The sequence below is a fragment of the Candidatus Pantoea communis genome (assembly GCF_011752685.1).
Taxonomy (GTDB): Bacteria; Pseudomonadota; Gammaproteobacteria; order Enterobacterales; family Enterobacteriaceae; genus Pantoea; species Pantoea communis.
The window spans coordinates 123,190-144,579 of record NZ_VWXC01000007.1 but is presented as its reverse complement, the minus strand read 5'-3'; the positions used below and the strand labels follow the sequence as shown (position 1 = coordinate 144,579).

Here is a 21,390-nt window from a genome sequence, read left to right as displayed (position 1 = left end):
AATATTTCAGCAGGCGGGGAAATCGTGGGATGGAACCTGTGTACACCCTCGCCCTGCCGCTTTCCTGCAAGCGAGAAGAAGAGACTGCTCGAGCGAGGCTTTCATTCAGGGTTACAGCCTCGCCCATTTGCGGGAGAGGCTGGGGTGTGGGAAACGACACACGACTAACCCAATACGCGCACCACTGCCGCCTTAAAGATCTTCACCCCGATCTCCAGCGAACTCAGTTCAAAACGCATATCAGGATGATGCAGGCCCGGCACCAGATTGGTACCCAGCCCCCAGAAACCGGCTTTCACCTGCGGTCTTTTCACCGGGTAGTAGAAGAAGTCTTCACTGCCTGGCGTGGATTTGGTGTCGAGCAGCCCTTCTTCCCCCAGTACATCGACGATCGCTGCCCGGATCACCGCAGTGGCCTCTTCGTGAATCTCCGCCGCCGGCATCTCTTTCAGTACCACCACTTCAGCGCTCGCACCCAATGCAGCCACGCTGTGCTGAATCGCCTGCGTCACTTTCTGTTTCAGCACCTCCATCGGTGCGTTCTCCTGCGAACGCAGATCCCACACCACGCGCGCCTCATCCGGCACCGAGTTGGTGACACCGGCATCACACAAGAAGCGCGTGGCTTTCACGCTCCATGTCAGACCCGGCGCCAGATGGATACTGTTCACCGCCTGCACCGCTTGTACTGCGGCATCCAGCGCATTCACGCCCAAATGTGGGCGCGCGGCATGCGCAGGCACACCTTTGATCGTCGCTTCCAGCGTGCTGCACGCCGAATAAAGCACGGCTGGCGTGGCTTGTCCGACATGGCACTCTTCCAGTGGACGCACATGGAAACCGAGGATCATCTCGACATCCTCCAGCGCACCGCCCTCAATCATCGATAACGCACCCGCACCGAGTTCTTCCGCAGGCTGGAACAGCAGCTTAAGCTTGCCGCGCTTGATCGCGCCCTCTTTCAGCAGTTCCTGCGCCGCCGTCAGCACCACCGAAGAGTGCCCATCATGGCCGCAGGTGTGGCGCGCACAGGCGACGCCGTTAATGATGTGGCCGAGTGCATCCATATCTGCACGTAGCGCCAGTACCGGACCCGGCACGCCGCTGTCAATTTCCGCCACGATGCCGGTGGTGTGATTAATGCCGCGCGTCACGCTGATGCCAGCCTGCTCAAGCTGGTCGGCGATATAGGCGGAAGTTTTGAATTCTTCGAATCCCAGTTCCGGGATTTCATGCAGGTAATGGTAATGATCTAATACGTTCGACACCGCTAAGCTCCTGACAAGTAAAGGCTCATCACAGCATCCGCCGATGTACGGCTATAATCAATCCAGCGTGAATGAAAATGAGTCAAAACTGAGAACTCCTCGCATTCAATAAATGAAATAATTCCATTTACAATCAATAAGATAATTTCAACTTTTTGTCGAAAAAGCCTTCACAAAAAAGTATAGATTGATGCATAATTCACCGTACTTCACCTGACAAATTAAAAAGGACTCAGCCATGTTAACTGCTGAAATGACCTCTCGCCTGAACGATCAACTGAACCTCGAATTCTTCTCAGCCAACCTGTATCTGCAGATGAGCGCATGGTGCAGCGACAAAGGTTTTGAAGGTGCTGCCTCTTTCCTGAAGATGCATTCTCGCGAAGAGATGGAGCACATGCAGCGCCTGTTCGATTACGTTAGCGATGCCGGTTCTCTGCCGGTGCTGGGCAGCATTGCCGCCCCTGCCGTTAGCTGGAACTCACTGAATGACGTGCTGGAAGAAGCGCTGAAGCATGAGCAGTTGATCACGCAGCGCATCAACGACCTGGTACACACCGCGTTGATGTCTCAGGACTACTCAACCTTCAACTTCCTGCAGTGGTATGTGGCTGAGCAGCACGAAGAAGAGAAGCTGTTCAAAACCGTACTGGATAAACTGGCGATGGTGGGCAACAAAGGCGAAGGCTTGTTCCTGGTGGACAAAGACCTGGGCCGCATGAACGTCGAAGGCCACGGCCAGTCATAATAAAGACGACACACAGCTGAAAACACAACGCCCGGCAATGCCGGGCGTTTTTTATGCTGAAATCGTACGCTTAGATGGCGACGAGCGTACAAACGATCAGGAACATAGACTCAACAAGGAGCGCATCAATGCACCACCTACGTTGTCGCATCGCCATACATGGCGACCGCTTACTCCAGCTCTTTCAGACGCAGTTCTGAAGGCTGCGGGCGGCCAAAGAAATAGCCCTGGAATAAGGTACAACCCTCTTCACGCAGCCTGGCGAATTGCTCGCTGCTCTCCACCCCTTCGGCAGTGATCTGAATATCCAGACTGCGGCTCATGCCGGTGATCGCCCGGATAATCGCCAGCGCTTCGCGACTGTCACCCATATCGTTGATAAACGACTTGTCGATTTTGATCTTGTCGAACGGGAAGGATCGCAGATAACTCAGCGATGAATAGCCGGTACCGAAATCATCCAGTGCAATCTGCACGCCAATCGCCTTCAGGCTTTGCAGGGTGCGGATATTGCCCAGCGTGTCATCAAGCAGTACCGATTCCGTGATCTCCACTTCGAGGCGATGCGGAGCCAGCCCGGATTCACGCAACGCGCCTTCCACCACCGACACCAGCGAGCTGTTCTTGAACTGCAGCGGCGACAGGTTAACCGACACAGACTGCTCGGTGCCCCAACTCTGTGCCTCGCGGCAGGCTTCATACAGCGCATAAGCGCCCAGCATATGGATAAGCCCGGTCTCTTCGGCAATCGAGATAAAATCATTCGGCATGATCAAACCCTTAACCGGATGGTGCCAGCGCATCAGCGCCTCATACCCAATGATTTCGTCCTCATTGGTGATCGGCTGATAGTAGAGTTTCAGCTGACGCCCGGTGATGGCCTCACGCAGATCGTTTTCAATCACGCGGCGACTGCGCGCCACATCATCCATTTCCATGGTGAAGTGTTCATAGCGGTTACGTCCGTTGCGTTTGGCTTCGTACAACGCCATATCCGCACAGCGCAGCATGTGCTCCGGCGTGTTGGTGACCTGTGACGTCAACGCAATGCCCACGCTTAAGCCCACGGAAAGGTTGTGCCCTTCAACGTTGATAGGCGGACGGATCGCTTCAATCAGGCGCTGTGCCACCACCGCCGCTTCCTGCGCGTTATTGATATTCGGCAGCACGATAGCAAACTCATCGCCGCCAATACGCGCCAGCGTGTCATGGTCGCGCAGCGCACTGCGCAAGCGTTTTGCCACCACGCGCAGCAGATCGTCACCAATCTGATGGCCCAGCGCATCGTTAACGTTCTTGAAGTTATCGAGATCGAGACACAGCGTGGCGCTCAGCGCATGGTGTTGATTATCCTGGCGCAGCGCTTCACTCAGCTTCTGCCGGAACAGAATACGGTTTGGCAGGCTGGTGAGATTATCGTGGTGCGCCATATGGTGAATACGCGCATCGGCTTCACGCTGATCGGTAACGTCCTCAACAATCAGCATCACGTAGTTCTGACGCATATCTTTGCCACTGATGGTGGTGGCGCGGGTTTGCAGAATACGATCACCGCCTGCGGTCAGCAGCAGCTGCTCGCGTGAATGGATACCTTCGCTGCGCAGCGCGATATCCGCCAGGCTGTTGAAATAGTCGCTCAGCTCCGCCGACATACACTCGTGCGGACGCTTGTGCATAATCAAAGATTTACTGACGCCAAACAGCTGCTCGGCTTTGTCATTAACCATCAAAATTTCGCGGCTGATGGCGTCTTCCACAATCACGCACGAAGGGATATTGCTGATAATGGTGTCCAGGAAACCAGACAGCTCAGACATCTTAGCGCTCTGCGCCTGCGCCAGATCCCGCGCGCGCAGCAGTTGCTGTTCATTCTCACGACGCTCGGTGACATCACGCGTGATTTTGGCGAAGCCGATCATCTTGCCATCTTCATTGTGGATAGCATCGATCACCACATGCGCCCAGAACGCCGAGCCATCTTTACGATAGCGCCAGCCTTCATCTTCGAAGCGACCGGTTTTCAGCGCGATACCCAGGTTGGCTTCCGGCGTGTTGGCGATGCGCTCCTGAGAACCGTAAAACACTGAAAAATGCTGGCCGACAATCTCCTCGGAAAGATAGCCTTTGGCACGCTGTGCCCCGGCGTTCCAGTTCACTACACGGCCCTGCAGATCCAGCATGTAGATAGCGTAATCAGTCACACCTTCCACCAGCAGTCGGAAGGTTTTCTCGTATTCCTGCTGTTTGCGTTGCAGCTCGCGCTGCTCGGTGCAGTCACGGGTGATTTTGGCGTAGCCAATCAGCTTGCCCGCATCATCACGAATCGCATCGATGATCACATGTGCCCAGAACGCGCTGCCATCTTTGCGATAGCGCCAGCCTTCATCCTCAAAGCGCCCGGTTTTGAAAGCGGTGCTGAGGTTTTTCTCTGGGATATGATTTTTGCGGTCCTGCGCACTGTAGAAGCGTGAGAAGTTCTGACCAACAATCTCTTCGGCCACATAACCTTTGGCACGCTGCGCGCCGGCATTCCAGTTTTCGACGTTACCGTCGAGATCAAGCATGTAGATGGCGTAGTCCGTTACGCCTTCAACTAATAAACGGAAACGTTGCTCCTGTTCCTGCTGTTTGCGCTGCTGTTCTTGCTGAACCGTGCAGTCGCGGGTGATTTTGGCAAAGCCCAGCAGTTCGCCGAAGTCGTCGCGAATCGCATCAATCACCACATGTGCCCAGAAGGCGCTGCCATCTTTACGATAACGCCAGCCTTCGGTTTCGAAGCGCCCCACCGCTGTCGCTATTGAAAGCCCGCGCTGCGGCGCCCCGTTTTTACGATCTTCTTCGCTATAGAACAGCGCAAAATTTTTGCCGACGATTTCGTCCGGCGTATAACCTTTGGCGCGTTGCGCTCCTGCATTCCAGTTGGCGACGGTGCCATCGGGTTTGAGCATGTAAATGGCATAATCCACCACGCTCTGCACCAGCAGCCGGTACATGACGTCAGAGTTATTATTCATTGTTGTTCGCCTATTGCTGGCCTGGTATTAATTGCTTCTTAAGAAAAATCTTAATTACCGTGGAGACTTAAACGCAAAAGCGCAGCGCTGACAAGCGTTAATCGTCCACAGACAAAAGTTGGTAGTCAGGTTATCGGCAATGGCGAAAAAACATTCAGCGGGATACTCAATATATTCTGCTACGTTGACGCTGCTCCTGGGGAAAACGCGGACTATCCAGATGGCATTGCAGGGGGAGATGCGCTTGCCAGCATAATGGCGCGCGTGTCGCTAAAATCGGGCACTCTGCCGCCGCAATAAAGGCCGGGATCACGCGCTGGGCAGCGGTTTTCTCAATTAACCATAGCTGATCGTCAAGCGGCGGATGGACGTTCCACGGCAGCCAGCGTGCCTGCTGCTCGGCCAGCAGTCGCGCAGCGCGTGTGCCGGGCGCAACGTGACTGCTGAAAATCAGCTTAAAGCCTGGCTGAGCACTGAGCTGCGCGGCTAAGCCGCTGTCGGCCACCGCATCGGCCGCCACAATGACATCTGCAGGCCGCCATTGTTCCGGCTGCGGCTGTTTCAACAAGCGCACCAATCCCAGCGCCGTGGTGGCGGGCAGTTTGTCCATCGCCAGCAGTTGCGCGACCTCACTGCGAATTTGCGGGCAGAGCTGAACCGCCAGCCCCCGTGCGGTGAGCTGTAAAGCCACTTCCGGGCCGCGACCATGCTCTGGCACGGCAACCACCGCGCCGTGGGTGGCGGCCATCGCCAGTGCATCCATTTGTTCGCACAACCGCTTCGTGCGGTCGCCGTAAGAAGCATCCGTGATTAATAGTTTTGCCGACGGCGGGCAGTCAAACGGCAACAGCAGCGCTTCGCGGCTCCAGTCGCCCATATAGGTGATGCCACCGGCAATCGGCAGATGGAACCATACCGAACCCGGTGAATGGCCGCTGCGGCCGGTAAACAGATTTAACGGGCCAATGGCCGTTTGCCCGCGTAGCGGTAACAAACGTCGCGCATACATCGGCACCGCCACGTTAGCCAACTGCAACCAGGTTTGCTCGGTGGCGTACACCGGCGGTGAGCCGATTTGCGCCCAGCAGTCGAGCGAGGCGGCGTGATCAATGTGCGAGTGGGTCAAACACAACGCATCAACCCGGCCAATGGCGCGGATATCCGGGCGCACGCCGGGTTGCGGACCAGCGCCGAGATCCCACAGCAGGCGATAGCCTTCCATCTCAACCAAAAAGGCCGCGGGCAGCTTGCCGCCCACACCGCTGATAACCGTTAAGCTTGCCATGGTAAAACCCCTTGCGGCAGACGCCGCGCCAGCCGCGTTGCCAATCCCATCAGCAAACACACGACCAGAATCATCAGGCAGCCTACCGCGGCCGCCAGCGAGGCGGAGCCCCCTTCGTCGAGGAACACGATGGTGGGTCCGATGGTTTGGGTTTGCGAGGTGACCAGCAATACCGAAACCTGGATTTCATTCAGTGCGGTGAGGAACACCAGCACCGTGCCCGCCAGCGCAGAAGGCGCAGCCAGCGGCAGTAAAATATCGCGCATGCGGCGCATAAAGCTGGCACCGCACAAGCGTGCCGCCTCATCCAGCGCCGGTTCCAGTTGCGCGAAGCCTGCCAGCGTTGGGCGCAGCACCAGCGCAAGGAAGTTCGCCAGATACGCGGCGAGGATGATCCACACCGTGCCATACAGCGACACATTGATTATCGGCAGCGGGCGCAGGAAGAACAGCATCGCGGCGACACCGGTAACAATGCCAGGCAAGGCATAGGTGAGTTCACTGGCCAGCCACAGGCCGCGCACCAGTTTGGTCCGTCGCCAGCTGAGGAAATACGCCAGGAACAGCGCGGTGGACGTCAGAATCATCGCCGCCAGCGTAGTCAGCCCTAGGCTGGTCATAAAGGCATGGCGCACCGCCGGATAGCCCCATAGCGCGCTGCGGAAGTTCTCCAGCGTCAGCGTTTGCCAGGTGAGTGCCTGACCATATCCGCTGGTGAGTGCAGTGATCAGCAGCGCACTGACCGGCAGCAGCAGCGTCAGCACCATCCACAGCCAGGCGGTACCTTCAATCGCCATGCGCCCGCGCCCTAGCGTTTGCTGCCACAGGCGCGGCGCACCGTTGACGCGCACATCATGACGCCCACCGAGCCAGGCGCTGGCCGCCATACCCGCCAGCGTGATCACGGCAATCAGCAGCGCGTAAACGGCGGTATTGGGTAAGGCGCTCGGACCAATGCCGTTGAGCTGCTGATAGACCAGCGTGATCAGCGTCGGCACGCGGGCGGGAATACCCAGCATCGCCTGAATACCGAAGTTACCGGCAGCGGCGACAAAGGTCAGCGCGGCCCCGGCAAAGATCGCCGGACGCGCCAGCGGCAGAATGATGGTGAACAGCACGCGCATCCTGGAGGCGCCGCTGATCTGCGCCGCTTCGACTAAATCGGCCGGTAAGCGACGTAAACCCGCGCGCACGGTGAGAAACACCAGTGGCGCGTTGTGTGTACCGAGCAGCAGCACGATGCCGCTCAGCGAATAGAGTGGCTGTTCGCCGGGCGCAAACCACGGCAAGCCGAGCGAACCAAACAGCAGTGCTAATGGGCTGGACGGTGCCAGCGCCTGAAGCCACGCCAGCGCCGTGACCTGCGGCGGAATCATCAGCGGCAGGATAAAGGCAAACACCCAGGCGGTTTTGGCGCGCAAATCGCTCAGCGCCACCAGCCAGGCGGCGGCGGTGCCGAGCAGCACCGAAATCAGGGTCGAGCTAAAGGCGATGAGCAACGTATTGCCACTGGCAATCAGCACGCGGTCGCTGGCTATCAGGCGCGTTAACCGAGCCATATCCGGCACGCCCTGAGGGGCAATCGCCGTCCACACCAGTCGCAGCAGCGGCGCTACCGACAGCAAGCCAATCAGCAGCACCATCAGTGTCAGGATCAGCTTTTCACTGTTGAGACGCCAGCGTTGACCGCCACGCGTCGCGTTACGCCATTCGTTGCTCACCACGCTCATGCTTAGCCGCCAAACATTGCGGTGAACTGATCGCGCACCGTGGCATCTTCCTTGATGGCTTTCGCCACGTCAGGGGTCAGCAGTTTGATTTTGTTGATGGGCGTAAAGCCGGCCGGTGCAGAAACACGATCGTCCACCGGACGGTTACCCTGCTCGACCACCAGCTTCTGGCCTTGCTCAGACAGCATAAAGTTCACGAAAGCTTTGGCGGCGGGCAGGTTGTGCACCGACTTCATGATCGCTACCGGCTCCGTCACGTAAGAGACGCCCTCTTTCGGGTACACCAGATCGACTGGCGAGCCTTTTTTCTTCGCCAGAATCACGTCAGCATCAGTGATAATGCCGTACTTATCCAGTCCGCTGGCCACCGCTTTCAGCGCCGGGCCATTGCCGCCCTGCGGAGCCACACCAATCGCTGCCAGCTTCTTGTAGAAGTTCCAGCCGATGGTTGGCGTGTTGATATCGGTGTGCAGCTTGTACAGCGCCGCACCAGAGTAGAGCGGGCTTGGCATGGCGATCTGACCTTTATTGGCCTCTACCGCCAGCGCGTTCCAGCTGTCAATCGGCTGTGCGTGCTGGGTGTTATAAGCAATCACCGTGGCGATGATTTTGGTGCCAAAGAAGGTTTTGTCTTTGTCGTAGAACGACGGATTGATGTGGCTCAGTGGCGCATCTTTGTAGCTGTAGAGCTGGTTCTGATTCTTCAACGCGCCAAGGTTGATGGCATCAGCAATCAGCAGCACATCCGGCTTGGCGCCGCCGCTCATCATCTCGGTCTGCAATACGTTCATCAGCTGCGTGGTGCCGTTACGCGTCCACTCCACTTCGACTTTCGGGTACGCGGCTTTGAACGCGTCCACGGTTTGCTGCGCGATTTCCGGTGCCTGTGAGGTGTAAATCACCAGCTTGCCGGACGGGGCCTCTTCAGCGTGGCTGGCGGCGGCAAACACTAATCCACTGGCTAACATCAAAGCGTTAAAAGACGTGCGCATAGCAATTTCCCTAAGTATCTGAATGTTATGAAGGAAGAATCCAACCGTCGCGCAGCGCCACCCCAAGGGTCGCGTCAACAACGGGTAAAGCGGCATCGGCCAGCTGCAGCGTGATGCTGTGGTCTGGTGCCTCGATGGGTGCAACATCAATTTGGTAATGGCTGCCGCGATAGATCACCCGCTGCACGCGTGCCGCAAACTGCGGTTCACCCGGTTCAGCGAGACGGAAATCCACCGCATGAAAACTGGCTTTGCCGTGAGGCATCGGGCGTTGTTCGGCCGCACAGCGCAAGGTGACGCGCAGACCACACAGCGTGGCAAGTGCTTTGCCCTCGCCGGTAGGTTCGATATCGCTGACCGGCAGCACTTTGCCGTCATCGATAAATCCCGCCACCATTGCATTCGCCGGTTCACGCCAGAGGGTTTGCGGCGTGGCGAACTGCATCACGCGGCCGCTGTCCATCACGACAATGCGGTCGGCCAGCGCCATCGCTTCGTGCTGATCGTGGGTGATGTAGAGCAAGGTGGCGTGGCTGTGGCGATGGAAGCGTCGAAACTCCTCTTCCATGGTAGCGCGCAGGTGCACATCAAGGTTGGCCAATGGCTCATCGAGCAGCACCAGCGTCGGTTTAGCGACCAGACAGCGGGCTAACGCCACACGCTGACGCTGTCCACCGGAAAGATCGGCGGGACGGCGCGAAGCAAAGTTTTCTAATCCCACCAGTTCCAGCGCCTGCTGCGTGCGGCTGTCACGCTCATGGCGCGCCACGCCGTTGACTTTCAGGCTGTAGGCGACGTTTTCCGCCACCGTCATATGTGGCCACAGCGCATAGCTCTGGAACACCACGCCGAGCTGGCGATCTTCCGGCGGCAGGTGCACGCCCGGCGCAGCAAAGCAGCGCTCACCGACGTGGATTTCACCGGCATCAGCGGTTTCAAAGCCCGCCAGCAGACGTAATAAGGTGGTTTTGCCGCAGCCCGAAGGGCCCAGAACGGCGATGAACTCTCCCTGCGCAATCTGCAGCGAGATATCCTGAAGTACCGGCTGGGCAGCAAAGGCTTTGCTTAACCCGCGAAGTGTGATCGTTGCCATGTTTCTGGCCTTTATCTGACAGTCCGGCTAAGACCCTACGACAATCAGATGACGATCCCGTGACATCGATTTGACGTTTCCGTGCTCAAACAAAACGGGAGGCCCTAAAGCCTCCCTGCTACTTATTCGACGCTTTCAGCCTGCAGATGCATGCCGATGTAGCGCTCATAGCGTGATGGTTTCACGCGTGACAGATCCACCAGCACCAGCCCATCGATACAGTTGTTGAAATCAGGATCGCTGCCGAAATCGATAAACTGCACGCCGCCCGGTTCACACACTTCCGAGTACTGCTTGTAGAGCGTGGGAATCGCGGTGCCGAGGTTCGCCAGCAGATGCTTCAGACGACGCAAGTCTTCCGCATAGTTATCACCGGTAAACTGCGCCAGCACCTCCGGCAGCGAGGCCGGATAAGGACGGCGCGATTTTGCCAGCGGCAATTCAGTCGGGAAGTACATGCGGTAGAACGCCACCAGCAGATCGCGCGCCGCCAGCGGCATACCGCCGGAGATCGATACCGGACCGAACAGGTAACGGGTCTCCGGGTATTTGGCGATATAGGCACCAATGCCCATCCACAGATAATCCAGGCCGCGTTTGCCCCAGTAGGCAGGCTGGATAAAGCTGCGACCCAGCTCCAGGCCCTGATTGATGATCGGCAGCATGCGCTCGTCGTAGTGGAACAGGCTGTCGCTGTAGATGCCTTCCAGACCACGACGCTCCAGCTGCTCGGCTCCCGGAATAAAGCGATAAGCGCCCACAATCTCCAGCGCATCGTCATCCCACAGAATCAGGTGATAGTAATCGTCATCGTATTTATCGAGGTCACGACGGCGACCGCTGCCCTCGCCCACGGCGCGGAAGGCGATTTCACGCAGGCGTCCGAGTTCACGCAGCAGCGGCACCCAGGTCGCGCCGTTACGACGCCACAGGTAAATCTGTTTGCCATCCGGCAGCGAGCCGAGACGCTCACTCTCCATCAGCGCTTTTTTCAGTTCGGCACGATCTTCCGGGCGCGCAATCGCCGCTTCAGTCTGGAACAGACCACGACGGCCCTGACCAATGCGATATAAGTGCTTGCGCAGCCGTTTCGCCAGCTCTTTGCCCGGCGTGTGGCCATCGTGCCAGTTGGCAAACGGGATCTGCTCGCCAATGTGCAGCTTGATGCGCGATCCACGCTGGCGGAACATCTCGCGCACCAGCATCAGCAGCGCCAGCGGTGAGGCGATTTTGGCGGCGGCATAGAACGCAAGGCTATTACGTCCGACGACGTGTGCCGGAACAATCGGCGCACGAGCACGGGCGGCCAGGCGCAGGAAGCTGTGATGCCAGCGGTTATCCCGCACACCACGGCTCGAAAGGCGCGACACTTCACCCGCCGGGAAGATAATCAGTGCGCCCTGATTGTCGAGATGCTGCTGCATGCGCGTCAGCTGTTCGCGACTGGTGCGGTTGCCCATGTTATCCACCGGCAACATCAGATTGTTGATCGGCTCCAGCATCATCAGCATGCGGTTTGCCACGATTTTCACATCACGACGCACCTGAGACACGGCCGCCAGCAGCGCCAGTCCGTCCAGCGCACCGAGCGGATGGTTGGCGACAATCACCACCGGACCGCTGGTCGGGATCTGCTCCAAATCGCGTTCACTTAATTCACAGCGCACATCCAGGTGCTCCAGCACTTGCTCGACCATATCCACCCCTTTCAGGTGGCGATAACGGTCAGCAAAAGATTGGAATTCATGTTCGCGAACCGCCCATTTCAACAGGCTTTTTTGCCAGTTCGCGGGGTGATGGCCTGGCCAGTAAGTATCGAGAAGCTGATCAACAGAAAACATCATTCACCTTTTGTGCGCAGAGGTTTATGGCACCGAAGTTAAACAGGCTTGTTTTCAGATTTATGACCAGTGAGAAAGCGAAACGGAAATAACGGGGGGAAACGCAGGGCGTTAGCCAGTAATGGCACCGCTAGCGAACCGTATAGAGGATTGTCGAGCCAGCGAGCGGCAGAAGCCGCCCCTGAAAAGACAACCACTTATCGATGGTGTGGCACCGCCCGATTCATCGTGCGTGAGCGGTTAAAGTTTTAACGGCGGCAATTGTGAGAACACGCTCAACAAGCCTTTACTCCACAACTGACGAATCTGCGAAAAGTATGGGTGTTGATCGGTAATATGATGCTGCTCGTTGTCGCTGAAGCTGTCGGTGTGATACACCATCACATCCAGCGGCAGGCCCACCGAAATATTACTCGCCAGCGTCGAGTCCATGGAAATCAGCGCACACTGCATCGCCTGGCTGAGCGGGGTTTCATAACGCAATACGCGATCAATAATCGGCTTGCCGTACTTGCTTTCACCAATCTGGAAATAAGGCGTATCCACACTGGCTTCAATGAAGTTGCCCTGCGGATAGATCTGGAACAGGCGCGGCTCTTCACCACGAATCTGCCCCCCTAATAGCAGCGTGCCACCAAACTCTTCGCCATCACGTTTGATCACTTCACGCAGGGTTTCCCCCACCAGCAGCGCAATGTCATACAGCGAGCGCCCATTCAGCAGATTGGGCTGATCGCTGTCGTGGTTATTACGCCGTAGCAAACTCATCACGCTTTGCGTGGTCGCCAGATTACCGGCGCTTTGCAGCACCAGCGTGCGTTCATCATCCACCTGAAACACGTGTAATTTACGGAACGAGGAAATATGATCGACGCCCGCGTTGGTGCGTGAATCCGATACAAAAATCATCCCTGACGATAAACGCATTGCCACACAATAAGTCATAGTCACGCCTGCAAAAAAATATCACTGCTGCGCATGTACCTGCTGCACCGCGGCCATCGCCAGCATATCCTCACCGCCGCCACCCAGCCGCATACCGCGCACCGGACAAGCATCGAGATAATCCACACCCACCGCCAGACGTAAATGCTGGCGCGTACTGCGCGTATTGTTGGTGATATCAAAGCTGTGCCAACTGCCATCCAGCCAGGCTTCAACCCAGGCGTGAGTAGCAACGTGTTCTACATTGTCCGTATAAAGATAGCCGCTGACATAGCGCGCCGGGATCCCGAGACTGCGACAACAAGCCAGAAACACATGGCTGTGATCCTGGCAAACGCCGCTGCCCGCCGCAAATACTTTCGCTGCGGTATCACTCACCTGGGTGCTGCCAGGCTGGTACGGCATTTTTAACAGCAGCTCATCCATCAGTTTTTCCAGGCTGGCGAGCGGTTTTTCTGCGTGCCAGTAGCGCTGTGCGAAATCGCGTATCGCCGCATCGGGCAAGGTTAATGGCGTGGCACGCAGAAACACCAATGGCGAAAGGATCGATTCAGGGTCGGGGGAATACTCCCCATCATCCAGAATTTCCACCACCCCGCGCGCGGCAATCTCCAGTTGCTGATGTGGCGTATCCAGCGTCAGCACATGCAACACGTTGCCGTAAGCATCCAGGGTGCGCGTGGCTTCGCACGGTAAATCGAGATCCCATGACAGAATCTGCTGGTGCACCGAGTTCTGCGGCGTCAGGCGCAGATACTGGGTGCTGAGTTTGACCTGATGCTCATAGGCATACCAGGTTTTGTGCTCGATATTCAGTCTCATTTCGCCTCCAGATAGGTCTGATTGATGCTTTCTGCCAGCGCATTGGTCTGCGAGAGAAAGTGATTAAGCCAGCTGTACAACCCGTCACGCGTCAGACTTTCCCAGGTGCTGAAGCGCATTTCGGCCAACAGCACCGTCACCAGATAGCGTGGACGATCCTCACCGCTGCTGCCGATCTGTTCTAACTGGTTGGCGATCTCCTCGATGCAGGAGTGCAGCGAACGCGGGCTTTCGTTACGCAGGATCAGCATCTCATTCACCAGATCCGGCATCAGCTGCTGCTTAAAGATCGCGTTATAGGCTTCACGCGCCGACACCGCTCGCAGCAAGGTATCGAGGCAGTAGTATTCCCGCACCGAATCGGGGTTCTGCTCCAGCAGTTGCTGGTTGACGCTCAACAAACGCGCGGTGCCGTCACTGCGCTCCATTAGGGTGCCGATGCGGATAAAGCACATTGCATCGCCGCGCAGCAAAGTGCCGAACATCGCGCCACGAAACAGGTGAGAACGCTCTTTAACCCAGTCAAAAAAGCTGTCAGCGTTGGCGCTGGTGATGCCGCGTCGCCGCATGTTACGCATCTCAATCCACGTCGAGTTGATGCTCTCCCACACTTCAGACGACAGACTGCCGCGCACCGCGTGCGCATTGTTCCACGCCTCCTGCCAGCAGCTAAAAATGCTGCTGGGGTTACGATCATCAAGAGCGAAAAAGTTAAACAGCTGCGGCATGGTGAAACGCCCGTTGAGGGTTTCAAACAGCTGACGCGTACCGGTGAGATTGAGCGGCAACAACAGCTCATCGGTTTGGCTGTTACGCACCGGCATCAGCGAAAGCCGGTTGGTGACATCCAGCACCCGGGCAAGTTGTTCTGCGCGCTCCAGATAGCGCGCCATCCAATAGAGGCCACTGGCCGTGCGGCTTAGCATGATGCGTCATCCTCCAGAACCCAGGTGTCCTTGGTGCCACCGCCCTGCGATGAGTTCACCACCAGCGAACCTTCGGTCAGCGCCACGCGGGTTAAGCCACCCGGCACTAAACGAATATCCGCACCACATAAGGCAAAGGGACGCAAATCGATATGACGCGGCGCCAGGCCGTTGTCGATAAACGTCGGACAGGTGGAGAGCGACAGCGTGTCCTGCGCGATATAGTTTTCCGGGCGTGCTTTCAAACGATCGCGAAAATCACTCAGCTCCTGCTGGCTGGCCACCGGACCAATCAACATGCCGTAACCGCCAGCGCCGTGTACCTCTTTCACCACCATTTTGCTGAGATTGGCGAGGACGTAAGTCAGATCCTGCGGCTTGCGGCACTGCCAGGTCGGCACGTTGTTGAGGATCGGATCTTCATCCAGATAGAAGCGGATCATGTCGGGCACGTAGGGATAGATCGATTTGTCATCGGCCACGCCAGTGCCAATGGCATTGGCCAACACCACGTTACCGGATCGATACACCGACAGCAGGCCCGGCACGCCGAGCATCGAATCGGGACGGAACGCCAGCGGATCGAGGAACGCATCATCAACACGGCGATAGATCACATCAACTTTGCACGGCCCGGCGGTGGTGCGCATCATCACCGCACCGTCTTTGACAAACAGATCGGCACTTTCCACCAGCTCAACGCCCATCTGCTGCGCAAGGAAACTGTGTTCGAAGTAAGCGCTGTTGAAGCGGCCCGGCGTCAGCACCACTACCACCGGATCGTTGACCGGTGAGCTTTCGCGCAGGGTTTGCAGCAGGTGTGAAGGATAGCGTTCTACCGGGGCAATATGCTGCTCGACGAACAGTTCCGGGTAGAGGCGCATCATCATCTTGCGGTTCTCCAGCATGTAGGAGACACCAGAAGGCGTACGCAGATTGTCCTCCAGTACGTAGTACTCGCCGTCGTTGTTGCGCACCATATCGACACCGGTGATGTGCGCATAGATGTTGCGGTGCAGATCGACACCTTGCATGCAGGGCTGATATTGATCGTTTACCAGCACCTGCTCGGCAGGCACGATCCCCGCCTTGAGGATGTGTTGTTGATGGTAGATATCATGCAGGAAGGCATTCAGCGCCTGCACGCGCTGGCGGATGCCGCGATCGAGCATCGCCCATTCACCCGCCGGAATAATACGCGGTACGCTGTCGAACGGGATGAGCCGTTCTGCGCCGCCATCGTCACCATAGACATTGAAGGTGATGCCCACACGATGAAACAACAGTTCCGCTTCTTCGCGCTTACGCGCCACCGCCTCTTTGTCCGCCTGTTGTAACCACTCCCAGTAATGCTGATAGTGCGCACGGTGTTCGCCGTTGCTCAATAACATCTCATCATAGAAGTGTGACGCTATCTGGTAGCTTTCTTTCATGATTTACCCGGCGCTTGTCAGAGGACCTGGATCCTCTCCTGCACAAAGTGTGCCAGAGGCTCACGCCCCAAACGGCACACGCGCCCCGATAGCGGAGCAGCGCCGAATAACACTCAGATTGCACCTTACTGGTGCATTAACTGCTGCGCAATTGGCAGCCAGATATCCGTCATCGCTCCATCGCCCCCCGTGAAAGGATCGCGATGCGGCAAAGGTACGCGCGCGATCTGATCTTTCGCCGCGCGTAAACGAGAAGGTTCATCACGCACGGTTTCCGGGGACATTCCTTCAGGATAGGCGCCAACGGCGAAAAAATCGTCTGAGGCGAACACCTGTTTATGGCCGACACCGGCGGGGATCAGCACCGCATCACCCTCACGTAGCGTCACCATGCGGCCGCTATCGCCGCCAAACAGCACTTCCGCCCAGCCCGACGCGACGCCCAGAATTTCATGGGTGTTGGGATGGTAATGGGTGTAAGGGAAGATCGGCGCGCGCCACGCGGCCGGCCAGCCGTTAGCCGAGAAGGTTTTTTCAAACCACTCGGCGCTGTTGCTTTGCAGCTCCTCATCATAGTCAGGCGCAATGCCTGGCCAGATGATCAGCGGCAGCAGATTGTTAGGCACACCGCCTGAGGGCTGCGACAGCATCAAATGCTGCGGATTATTTGATGAACCTGCAGAAAAGGTACCGGCGGCGAAAGACATCAGTAACAGCAGGCTGGAAGTGTTGGCAGTCATACTCTTTCTCCGGGAAGCCACGTTACTTAATTGTGGCAAACCCCGACGGCATTGCAATGTGCGCCCGCCGACAAAATTCACATAAAAGAATGATTTACCTTACTAAAGCCAAATTAGTTGGCAACATATTTAACATTTTGTGGGACCGGAAAAGCCGCCAATAAACTGTTATAAAAAAACACCTCAATTCTGTATCTGATTCGCTTCACTGTTATGTGATTTACTGGCAGGCAGTAACATTTAGAGGTGAACTATGGAAGCGATCAAACAAATTCTGCTCGATGAAATCGCCACGCTGAACCGTGAAGGCCAGCGCGATAATCTGCCACGCTTTAGCTTTTCATTCCTCAAAACCCATCCGGGGCTGTGGGCGATCATGTACCTGTGCTACGCGCTGTGCGTGGCGCTGATCTTCTCCACTGAGATGCTCGGCTGGCCCGCGTTCTGGTTCGCCACCGCCTTTGTATTGGTGATGAGCTTCCTGATGCTGATGGATATCAACCCCAAATACCGCTTTGAGGATATCGACACGCTGGATCTGCGCGTGTGCTACAACGGTGAATGGTATTACGTGCAACCGGTGTCTCAGCAGGCGCTGGATAAGATCGTGGAAAATCCCGGCACGCCCGACCGCGTGCGCAGCGGCATCGATCGCCTGATGAAGCAAAAAGGCGAAGTGGATTTTTATGATGTTTATTACCTGACATGGGGAAATAAACAGGCGGCAACCATCTGATTCATTGCCATTTATTGGAGGTGCGCAATAATGCGCACCCTGCAAAATTGAGGCAGTTAGGTTGGTTCGCCAGATACGGCAGCGGCATTTATTGGTCGCAAATTATGGCGACGCCAACTGAGCAATCAATTTCCCTAACGTCTCCACCGCCGCCTCGGCGCGCGCATCCCACGGCCAGGCGGTGTTGAAGCGGAAACAGTGGCTGAACCCTTCACTGCCCGAGAACAGCTGACCGGGCGCGATACTGATGCCTTCTTTTAACGCCAGATGATACAGCTGCGTGGTGTTGATCTGCTGCGGCAGCGCAATCCACAAGAAATAGCCGCCTGGCGTATCACTGATCTGCGCGTCAACAGGCAGCACCCGACGTAAAGCCTGCTGCGCCAGCTGCTTACGTTTTGCCAGCGTCTGGCGCAACTTCTTTAAGTGCGTGTCGTAACTACGGGTGCTGAGGAAGTCGGCCAATGCCAGCTGCATCGGCGCGCTGGTGGAGAGCGTGCTCATGAGCTGAATACGCTGTACGCGCTGTGCATAGCACCCGGCTGCCACCCAACCGACGCGAAATCCCGCGACCAGATTCTTGGAAAAACTGCCGCAATGCAGCACATTCCCCTCGCGATCAAAAGCTTTGGCGGGCAAGGGCTTGTCGTGGCCGCTGTAGAGATCGCTGTAAACGTCATCCTCAATCATCGCGACCTGGTAGCGTGCCAGCAGAGTGACCAACTGTTGTTTTCGTTCAGCGCTCAGGGTAAAGCCCAGCGGGTTTTGTCGGTTGGTCATCAGCCAGCAGGCTTTGACCGGCCAGCGTTGCAATGCCTGCTCCAGCTCGTCGAGATCGATGCCCTGCTCAACATCGCTGGCGATGGCAATCGCATTCAGTTTCAGCCGCTCAATCACCTGCAAGGCACCGTAGAAAGAAGGATTTTCAATCACCACCCAATCACCGGGTTCGGTCACCGCTTGCAGGCTGAGGTTGAGCGCTTCCATCGCGCCGTTGGTGATGACGATATCGTCCGGCGACAAGGTGATGCCCTGCTGGGCATAACGTTGCGCCAGAATTTTCCGCAGCGCTTCGTTGCCGGGCGGCAGGTTATTCAGGGCATCGCTGGGTTTCAGATTGTGTGAGACCTTAACCAGCGAGCGCATCAGCTGACGCTGCGGAAAGAGTTCGGGATCGGGAAAGGCAGAGCCAAACGGCATGATGCCAGGGTCACGCGTGGCTTGCAGCACATCAAAAACGAAACTGTTGGTGTCCGCCTGCTCGGTTTTGGCAATCGCCTGTGTCGGCAAACGTGGGCGGCTTTCGGCAGCTCGTGGCGCAACGTAGTATCCGGATTGCGGTTTTGACAGGATCCAGCCCTGACTTTCCAGCACTTCATAAGCGTGCATCACCGTCATCAGGCTAAGGCCGCTCTGTTCAGCCTGCTGACGTAATGACGGCAACTTTTCACCCGGCGGCCAGATGCGCGCTTCGATCTGCGTCCGAAGTTGATCCACCAACTGCTGATATTTCGCCACCCTGGCTCCGATATGGGAAATGAGTGCGGCTATTTTCCCTCACCCTGGCCCCTTCCCGCAAGCGCGAGAGGGGATGGTTGGGATGAGGCCATCACCGCACAAATACCCTTACGGCAACTGCACCAGCTGCTGCTCGTTTTCGACAAAATTCGGCAGTTCGTGGATGCGTTCTGGCGGCACCGGTTTGCCCAGCAAATAACCCTGCAAGGTATCGCAACCCAGGCCGGTGAGGAACGCTTGTTGATCCTGCGTTTCCACCCCTTCCGCCACCACTTTGAGATCGAGCGACTGCGCCAGTGCCACAATCGCAGAGACAATGGTGGCATCTTCAGATTTCGCCTGCAGTTCATTGACGAAGGCGCGGTCGATCTTCAACTCACTGGCGGGCAAACGTTTGAGATACAGCAGGCTGGAGTAACCCGTGCCGAAATCATCGATCGAGGCTTTCACGCCCATATCTGTCAGTTGCGTCAGAATACGTACACTCTCTTCCGGATCGCGCATCGCGGTGGTTTCCGTCACTTCCAGCGTCAGCAACTCGGCAGGGATCTGATGCTTCGCCAGCGCCTGCGTCACGGTTTCCACCAGGTTGCTCTGCTCAAACTGCAGCGCGGAGAGATTCACCGCCACCGACCAGTGTGGATGGCCCTGCAGATGCCAGCAGTGCAATTGACGGCAGGCTTCGTTGATCACCCAGTTGCCGATGTTGATGATCATGCCGGTCTTCTCGGCAATCGGCAGGAATTTGTCCGGTGCCAGCAAACCGCGTGTCGGATGTTCCCAGCGTAGCAACGCTTCAAATCCAATAATCGGGCCGCTCGGCGCACAATATTTTGGCTGGTAGAACAGACGTAACTCTTCATTATCCAGCGCTTGCCACAGGTCGTTATTGAGCTGTAACTGCGACTGCGCCAGAGTGTTCATCGACGGCTGGAAGAAGTTGTAACCGTTACGGCCGTTGTTCTTGGTGTGATACATCGCGGCATCGGCGTTAAACATCAATTCACGCTCATCTTTGCCGTCGCCTGGATAGACCGCGATGCCAATACTCAGTGACACCACCAGCTCATAGCGTGAAATATCAAACGGACGATCGACCGCTTTCACCAACGCATCCGCTACCGCTGCGGCGTCATTGGGCTCATCGATTTCGATCAGCAGCACGAACTCGTCGCCACCCATGCGTGCCAGGGTGTAGTGCCCTTTCATCTGACTGATCATGCGCTCGGCCACGGCAATCAGCAGGTTGTCACCCACATGGTGACCAAAGGCGTCATTGACCGCTTTGAAGCCATCCAGATCCATAAACATCAGCGCAAACTGCGACTTCTCGCGATTGGCTTTGTTGATGGATTGCTCCAGACGATCTTCCAGCAAAATACGGTTTGGCAGGCGTGTCAGGTTATCGTGCAGGGCCAGTTGCGCCAGCTCGCGATTGGCTTCCGCCAGCGAGTGCGCAAGGATGGAGGTGCGCGCTTGCAGGCGTGCATCCAGCATCGAAACCAGCAACGTAATGCCGAGGATCGCCAGCGTTACCACGGTGACCACAATCGCCAACCAGTTGCTGTTAACGCCCATGTGCGTGGCATGACTCATCATCGGGAAGCTGGCAGCGGCCATACCGGTGTAGTGCATACCAGCAATGGCGCAGCCCATCACCACCGAAGCACCGAGACGCAGAATGGTCACGCGGCCATGTCCTTCGCGCAGGTTAAAGGCGAGCCACAGTGCCGCGCCCGATGCCACCAGCGCAATCATCACTGAAGCGGCAACCCAGCCCCAATTCCAGACGATGCCCGGCGAAAACATCAGCGCAGCCATGCCCATGTAGTGCATGGCGACCACGCCGGAACCAAGCACCAAGGCCCCGCCCGTTAAGCGTCGCCAGGATAAATCATGCGATGAGCACACCAGCCACAAAGCAAAAATCGACGCCAGGATCGCCACCGCCATTGAGGTGGCGGTCAGCAGCGGATCGTAGCTCATCACCATATCCAGGCTCATCGACAGCATGCCGATGAAATGCATCGCCCAGACGCCCACGCCCATGGCGAATCCACCGCCTAATAACCAAACCAGCGCCACCTTGCCAGTTGAAGAAGCCACGCGTCCCGCCATATCCAGCGCGGTAAACGAGGCCAGCATCGCCACCAGAATGGAAACGATGACAGTAAACGAATCGTACGAAGTCACTAACATAGTGATTTCCCAAGTTAAAGCCGTTATCAATCAGCTGTGGTGTTATGAAAAAAAGTCAAGGCTATAGGTTTTATTGTGTGTTTTATCGGCAGGAACACTG

The 21,390-nt window shown here is 56.9% G+C and carries 16 protein-coding genes; 2 read left to right on the top strand and 14 right to left on the bottom strand.

The window, feature by feature from the left end:
* Positions 1 to 164: 164 nt before the first annotated feature.
* Positions 165 to 1,268: a M20 peptidase aminoacylase family protein gene (locus F3J37_RS11565; RefSeq protein ID WP_166933495.1), complete on the bottom strand. Its 1,104-nt coding sequence runs from the start codon at positions 1,266 to 1,268 to the stop codon at positions 165 to 167.
* Positions 1,269 to 1,506: 238 nt separating this feature from the next.
* Between F3J37_RS11565 and ftnA the strand changes: the two genes are divergently transcribed.
* Entirely contained in the window at positions 1,507 to 2,016 is a 510-nt protein-coding gene (gene ftnA / locus F3J37_RS11560; protein WP_166933494.1) for a non-heme ferritin, read from the top strand.
* A 170-nt stretch (positions 2,017 to 2,186) separates the two neighbouring features.
* Here the strand turns inward: ftnA and F3J37_RS11555 are convergent, their stop codons facing one another.
* From F3J37_RS11555 to F3J37_RS11505, 11 genes are all read right to left on the bottom strand, one after another.
* Positions 2,187 to 5,030 (bottom strand): sensor domain-containing protein, encoded by a 2,844-nt coding sequence (locus F3J37_RS11555; RefSeq protein WP_166933493.1) that lies wholly within the window; start codon positions 5,028 to 5,030, stop codon positions 2,187 to 2,189.
* 166 nt (positions 5,031 to 5,196) lie between these two features.
* Complete coding sequence (locus F3J37_RS11550) at positions 5,197 to 6,315, bottom strand: MBL fold metallo-hydrolase (protein WP_166933492.1); 1,119 nt, start codon at positions 6,313 to 6,315, stop codon at positions 5,197 to 5,199.
* Entirely contained in the window at positions 6,303 to 8,045 is a 1,743-nt protein-coding gene (locus tag F3J37_RS11545) for an ABC transporter permease (RefSeq protein WP_166933490.1), read from the bottom strand. Before F3J37_RS11545 ends, F3J37_RS11550 begins: the two co-directional genes overlap by 13 nt.
* A 2-nt stretch (positions 8,046 to 8,047) precedes the next feature.
* Positions 8,048 to 9,037, bottom strand: coding sequence for an ABC transporter substrate-binding protein (locus tag F3J37_RS11540; RefSeq protein ID WP_166933488.1), 990 nt, complete (start codon positions 9,035 to 9,037; stop codon positions 8,048 to 8,050).
* Positions 9,038 to 9,062: 25 nt separating this feature from the next.
* Positions 9,063 to 10,130 (bottom strand): ABC transporter ATP-binding protein, encoded by a 1,068-nt coding sequence (locus F3J37_RS11535; RefSeq protein WP_166933486.1) that lies wholly within the window; start codon positions 10,128 to 10,130, stop codon positions 9,063 to 9,065.
* Between the two features lie 122 nt (positions 10,131 to 10,252).
* Positions 10,253 to 11,971 (bottom strand): bifunctional ornithine lipid synthase OlsF, encoded by a 1,719-nt coding sequence (gene olsF / locus F3J37_RS11530; RefSeq protein WP_034828463.1) that lies wholly within the window; start codon positions 11,969 to 11,971, stop codon positions 10,253 to 10,255.
* A gap of 240 nt (positions 11,972 to 12,211) precedes the next feature.
* Positions 12,212 to 12,916 carry a proteasome-type protease gene (locus F3J37_RS11525; protein WP_166933484.1) on the bottom strand — a complete coding sequence of 235 codons (705 nt, stop codon included), beginning with the start codon at positions 12,914 to 12,916 and terminating at the stop codon, positions 12,212 to 12,214.
* 21 nt (positions 12,917 to 12,937) lie between these two features.
* A complete protein-coding gene (locus tag F3J37_RS11520) occupies positions 12,938 to 13,738 on the bottom strand; it encodes a transglutaminase family protein (protein WP_166933482.1) in 801 nt (266 codons plus the stop codon).
* Positions 13,735 to 14,664 (bottom strand): alpha-E domain-containing protein, encoded by a 930-nt coding sequence (locus F3J37_RS11515; RefSeq protein ID WP_038644735.1) that lies wholly within the window; start codon positions 14,662 to 14,664, stop codon positions 13,735 to 13,737. Before F3J37_RS11515 ends, F3J37_RS11520 begins: the two co-directional genes overlap by 4 nt.
* The gene (locus F3J37_RS11510) at positions 14,658 to 16,097 is read right to left on the bottom strand and encodes a circularly permuted type 2 ATP-grasp protein (RefSeq protein ID WP_166933480.1); all 1,440 of its coding nucleotides are present in this window, start codon (positions 16,095 to 16,097) and stop codon (positions 14,658 to 14,660) included. Before F3J37_RS11510 ends, F3J37_RS11515 begins: the two co-directional genes overlap by 7 nt.
* 125 nt (positions 16,098 to 16,222) lie before the next feature.
* The gene (locus F3J37_RS11505) at positions 16,223 to 16,837 is read right to left on the bottom strand and encodes a cupin domain-containing protein (protein WP_166933478.1); all 615 of its coding nucleotides are present in this window, start codon (positions 16,835 to 16,837) and stop codon (positions 16,223 to 16,225) included.
* Positions 16,838 to 17,090: 253 nt separating this feature from the next.
* Here F3J37_RS11505 and F3J37_RS11500 point away from each other — a divergent pair, with 253 nt between their 5' ends.
* Positions 17,091 to 17,573, top strand: a complete 483-nt coding sequence (locus tag F3J37_RS11500; protein ID WP_034828452.1) for a YlaC family protein — start codon at positions 17,091 to 17,093, stop codon at positions 17,571 to 17,573.
* A gap of 102 nt (positions 17,574 to 17,675) precedes the next feature.
* On the opposite strand, the gene F3J37_RS11495 is transcribed toward F3J37_RS11500, so the two are convergent.
* Positions 17,676 to 19,091, bottom strand: a complete 1,416-nt coding sequence (locus F3J37_RS11495; protein ID WP_166933476.1) for an aminotransferase-like domain-containing protein — start codon at positions 19,089 to 19,091, stop codon at positions 17,676 to 17,678.
* Positions 19,092 to 19,199: 108 nt separating this feature from the next.
* On the bottom strand, positions 19,200 to 21,290 hold the full coding sequence (locus tag F3J37_RS11490; protein WP_166933474.1) for a putative bifunctional diguanylate cyclase/phosphodiesterase: 2,091 nt from the start codon (positions 21,288 to 21,290) through the stop codon (positions 19,200 to 19,202).
* Between the last annotated feature and the right edge of the window lie 100 nt (positions 21,291 to 21,390).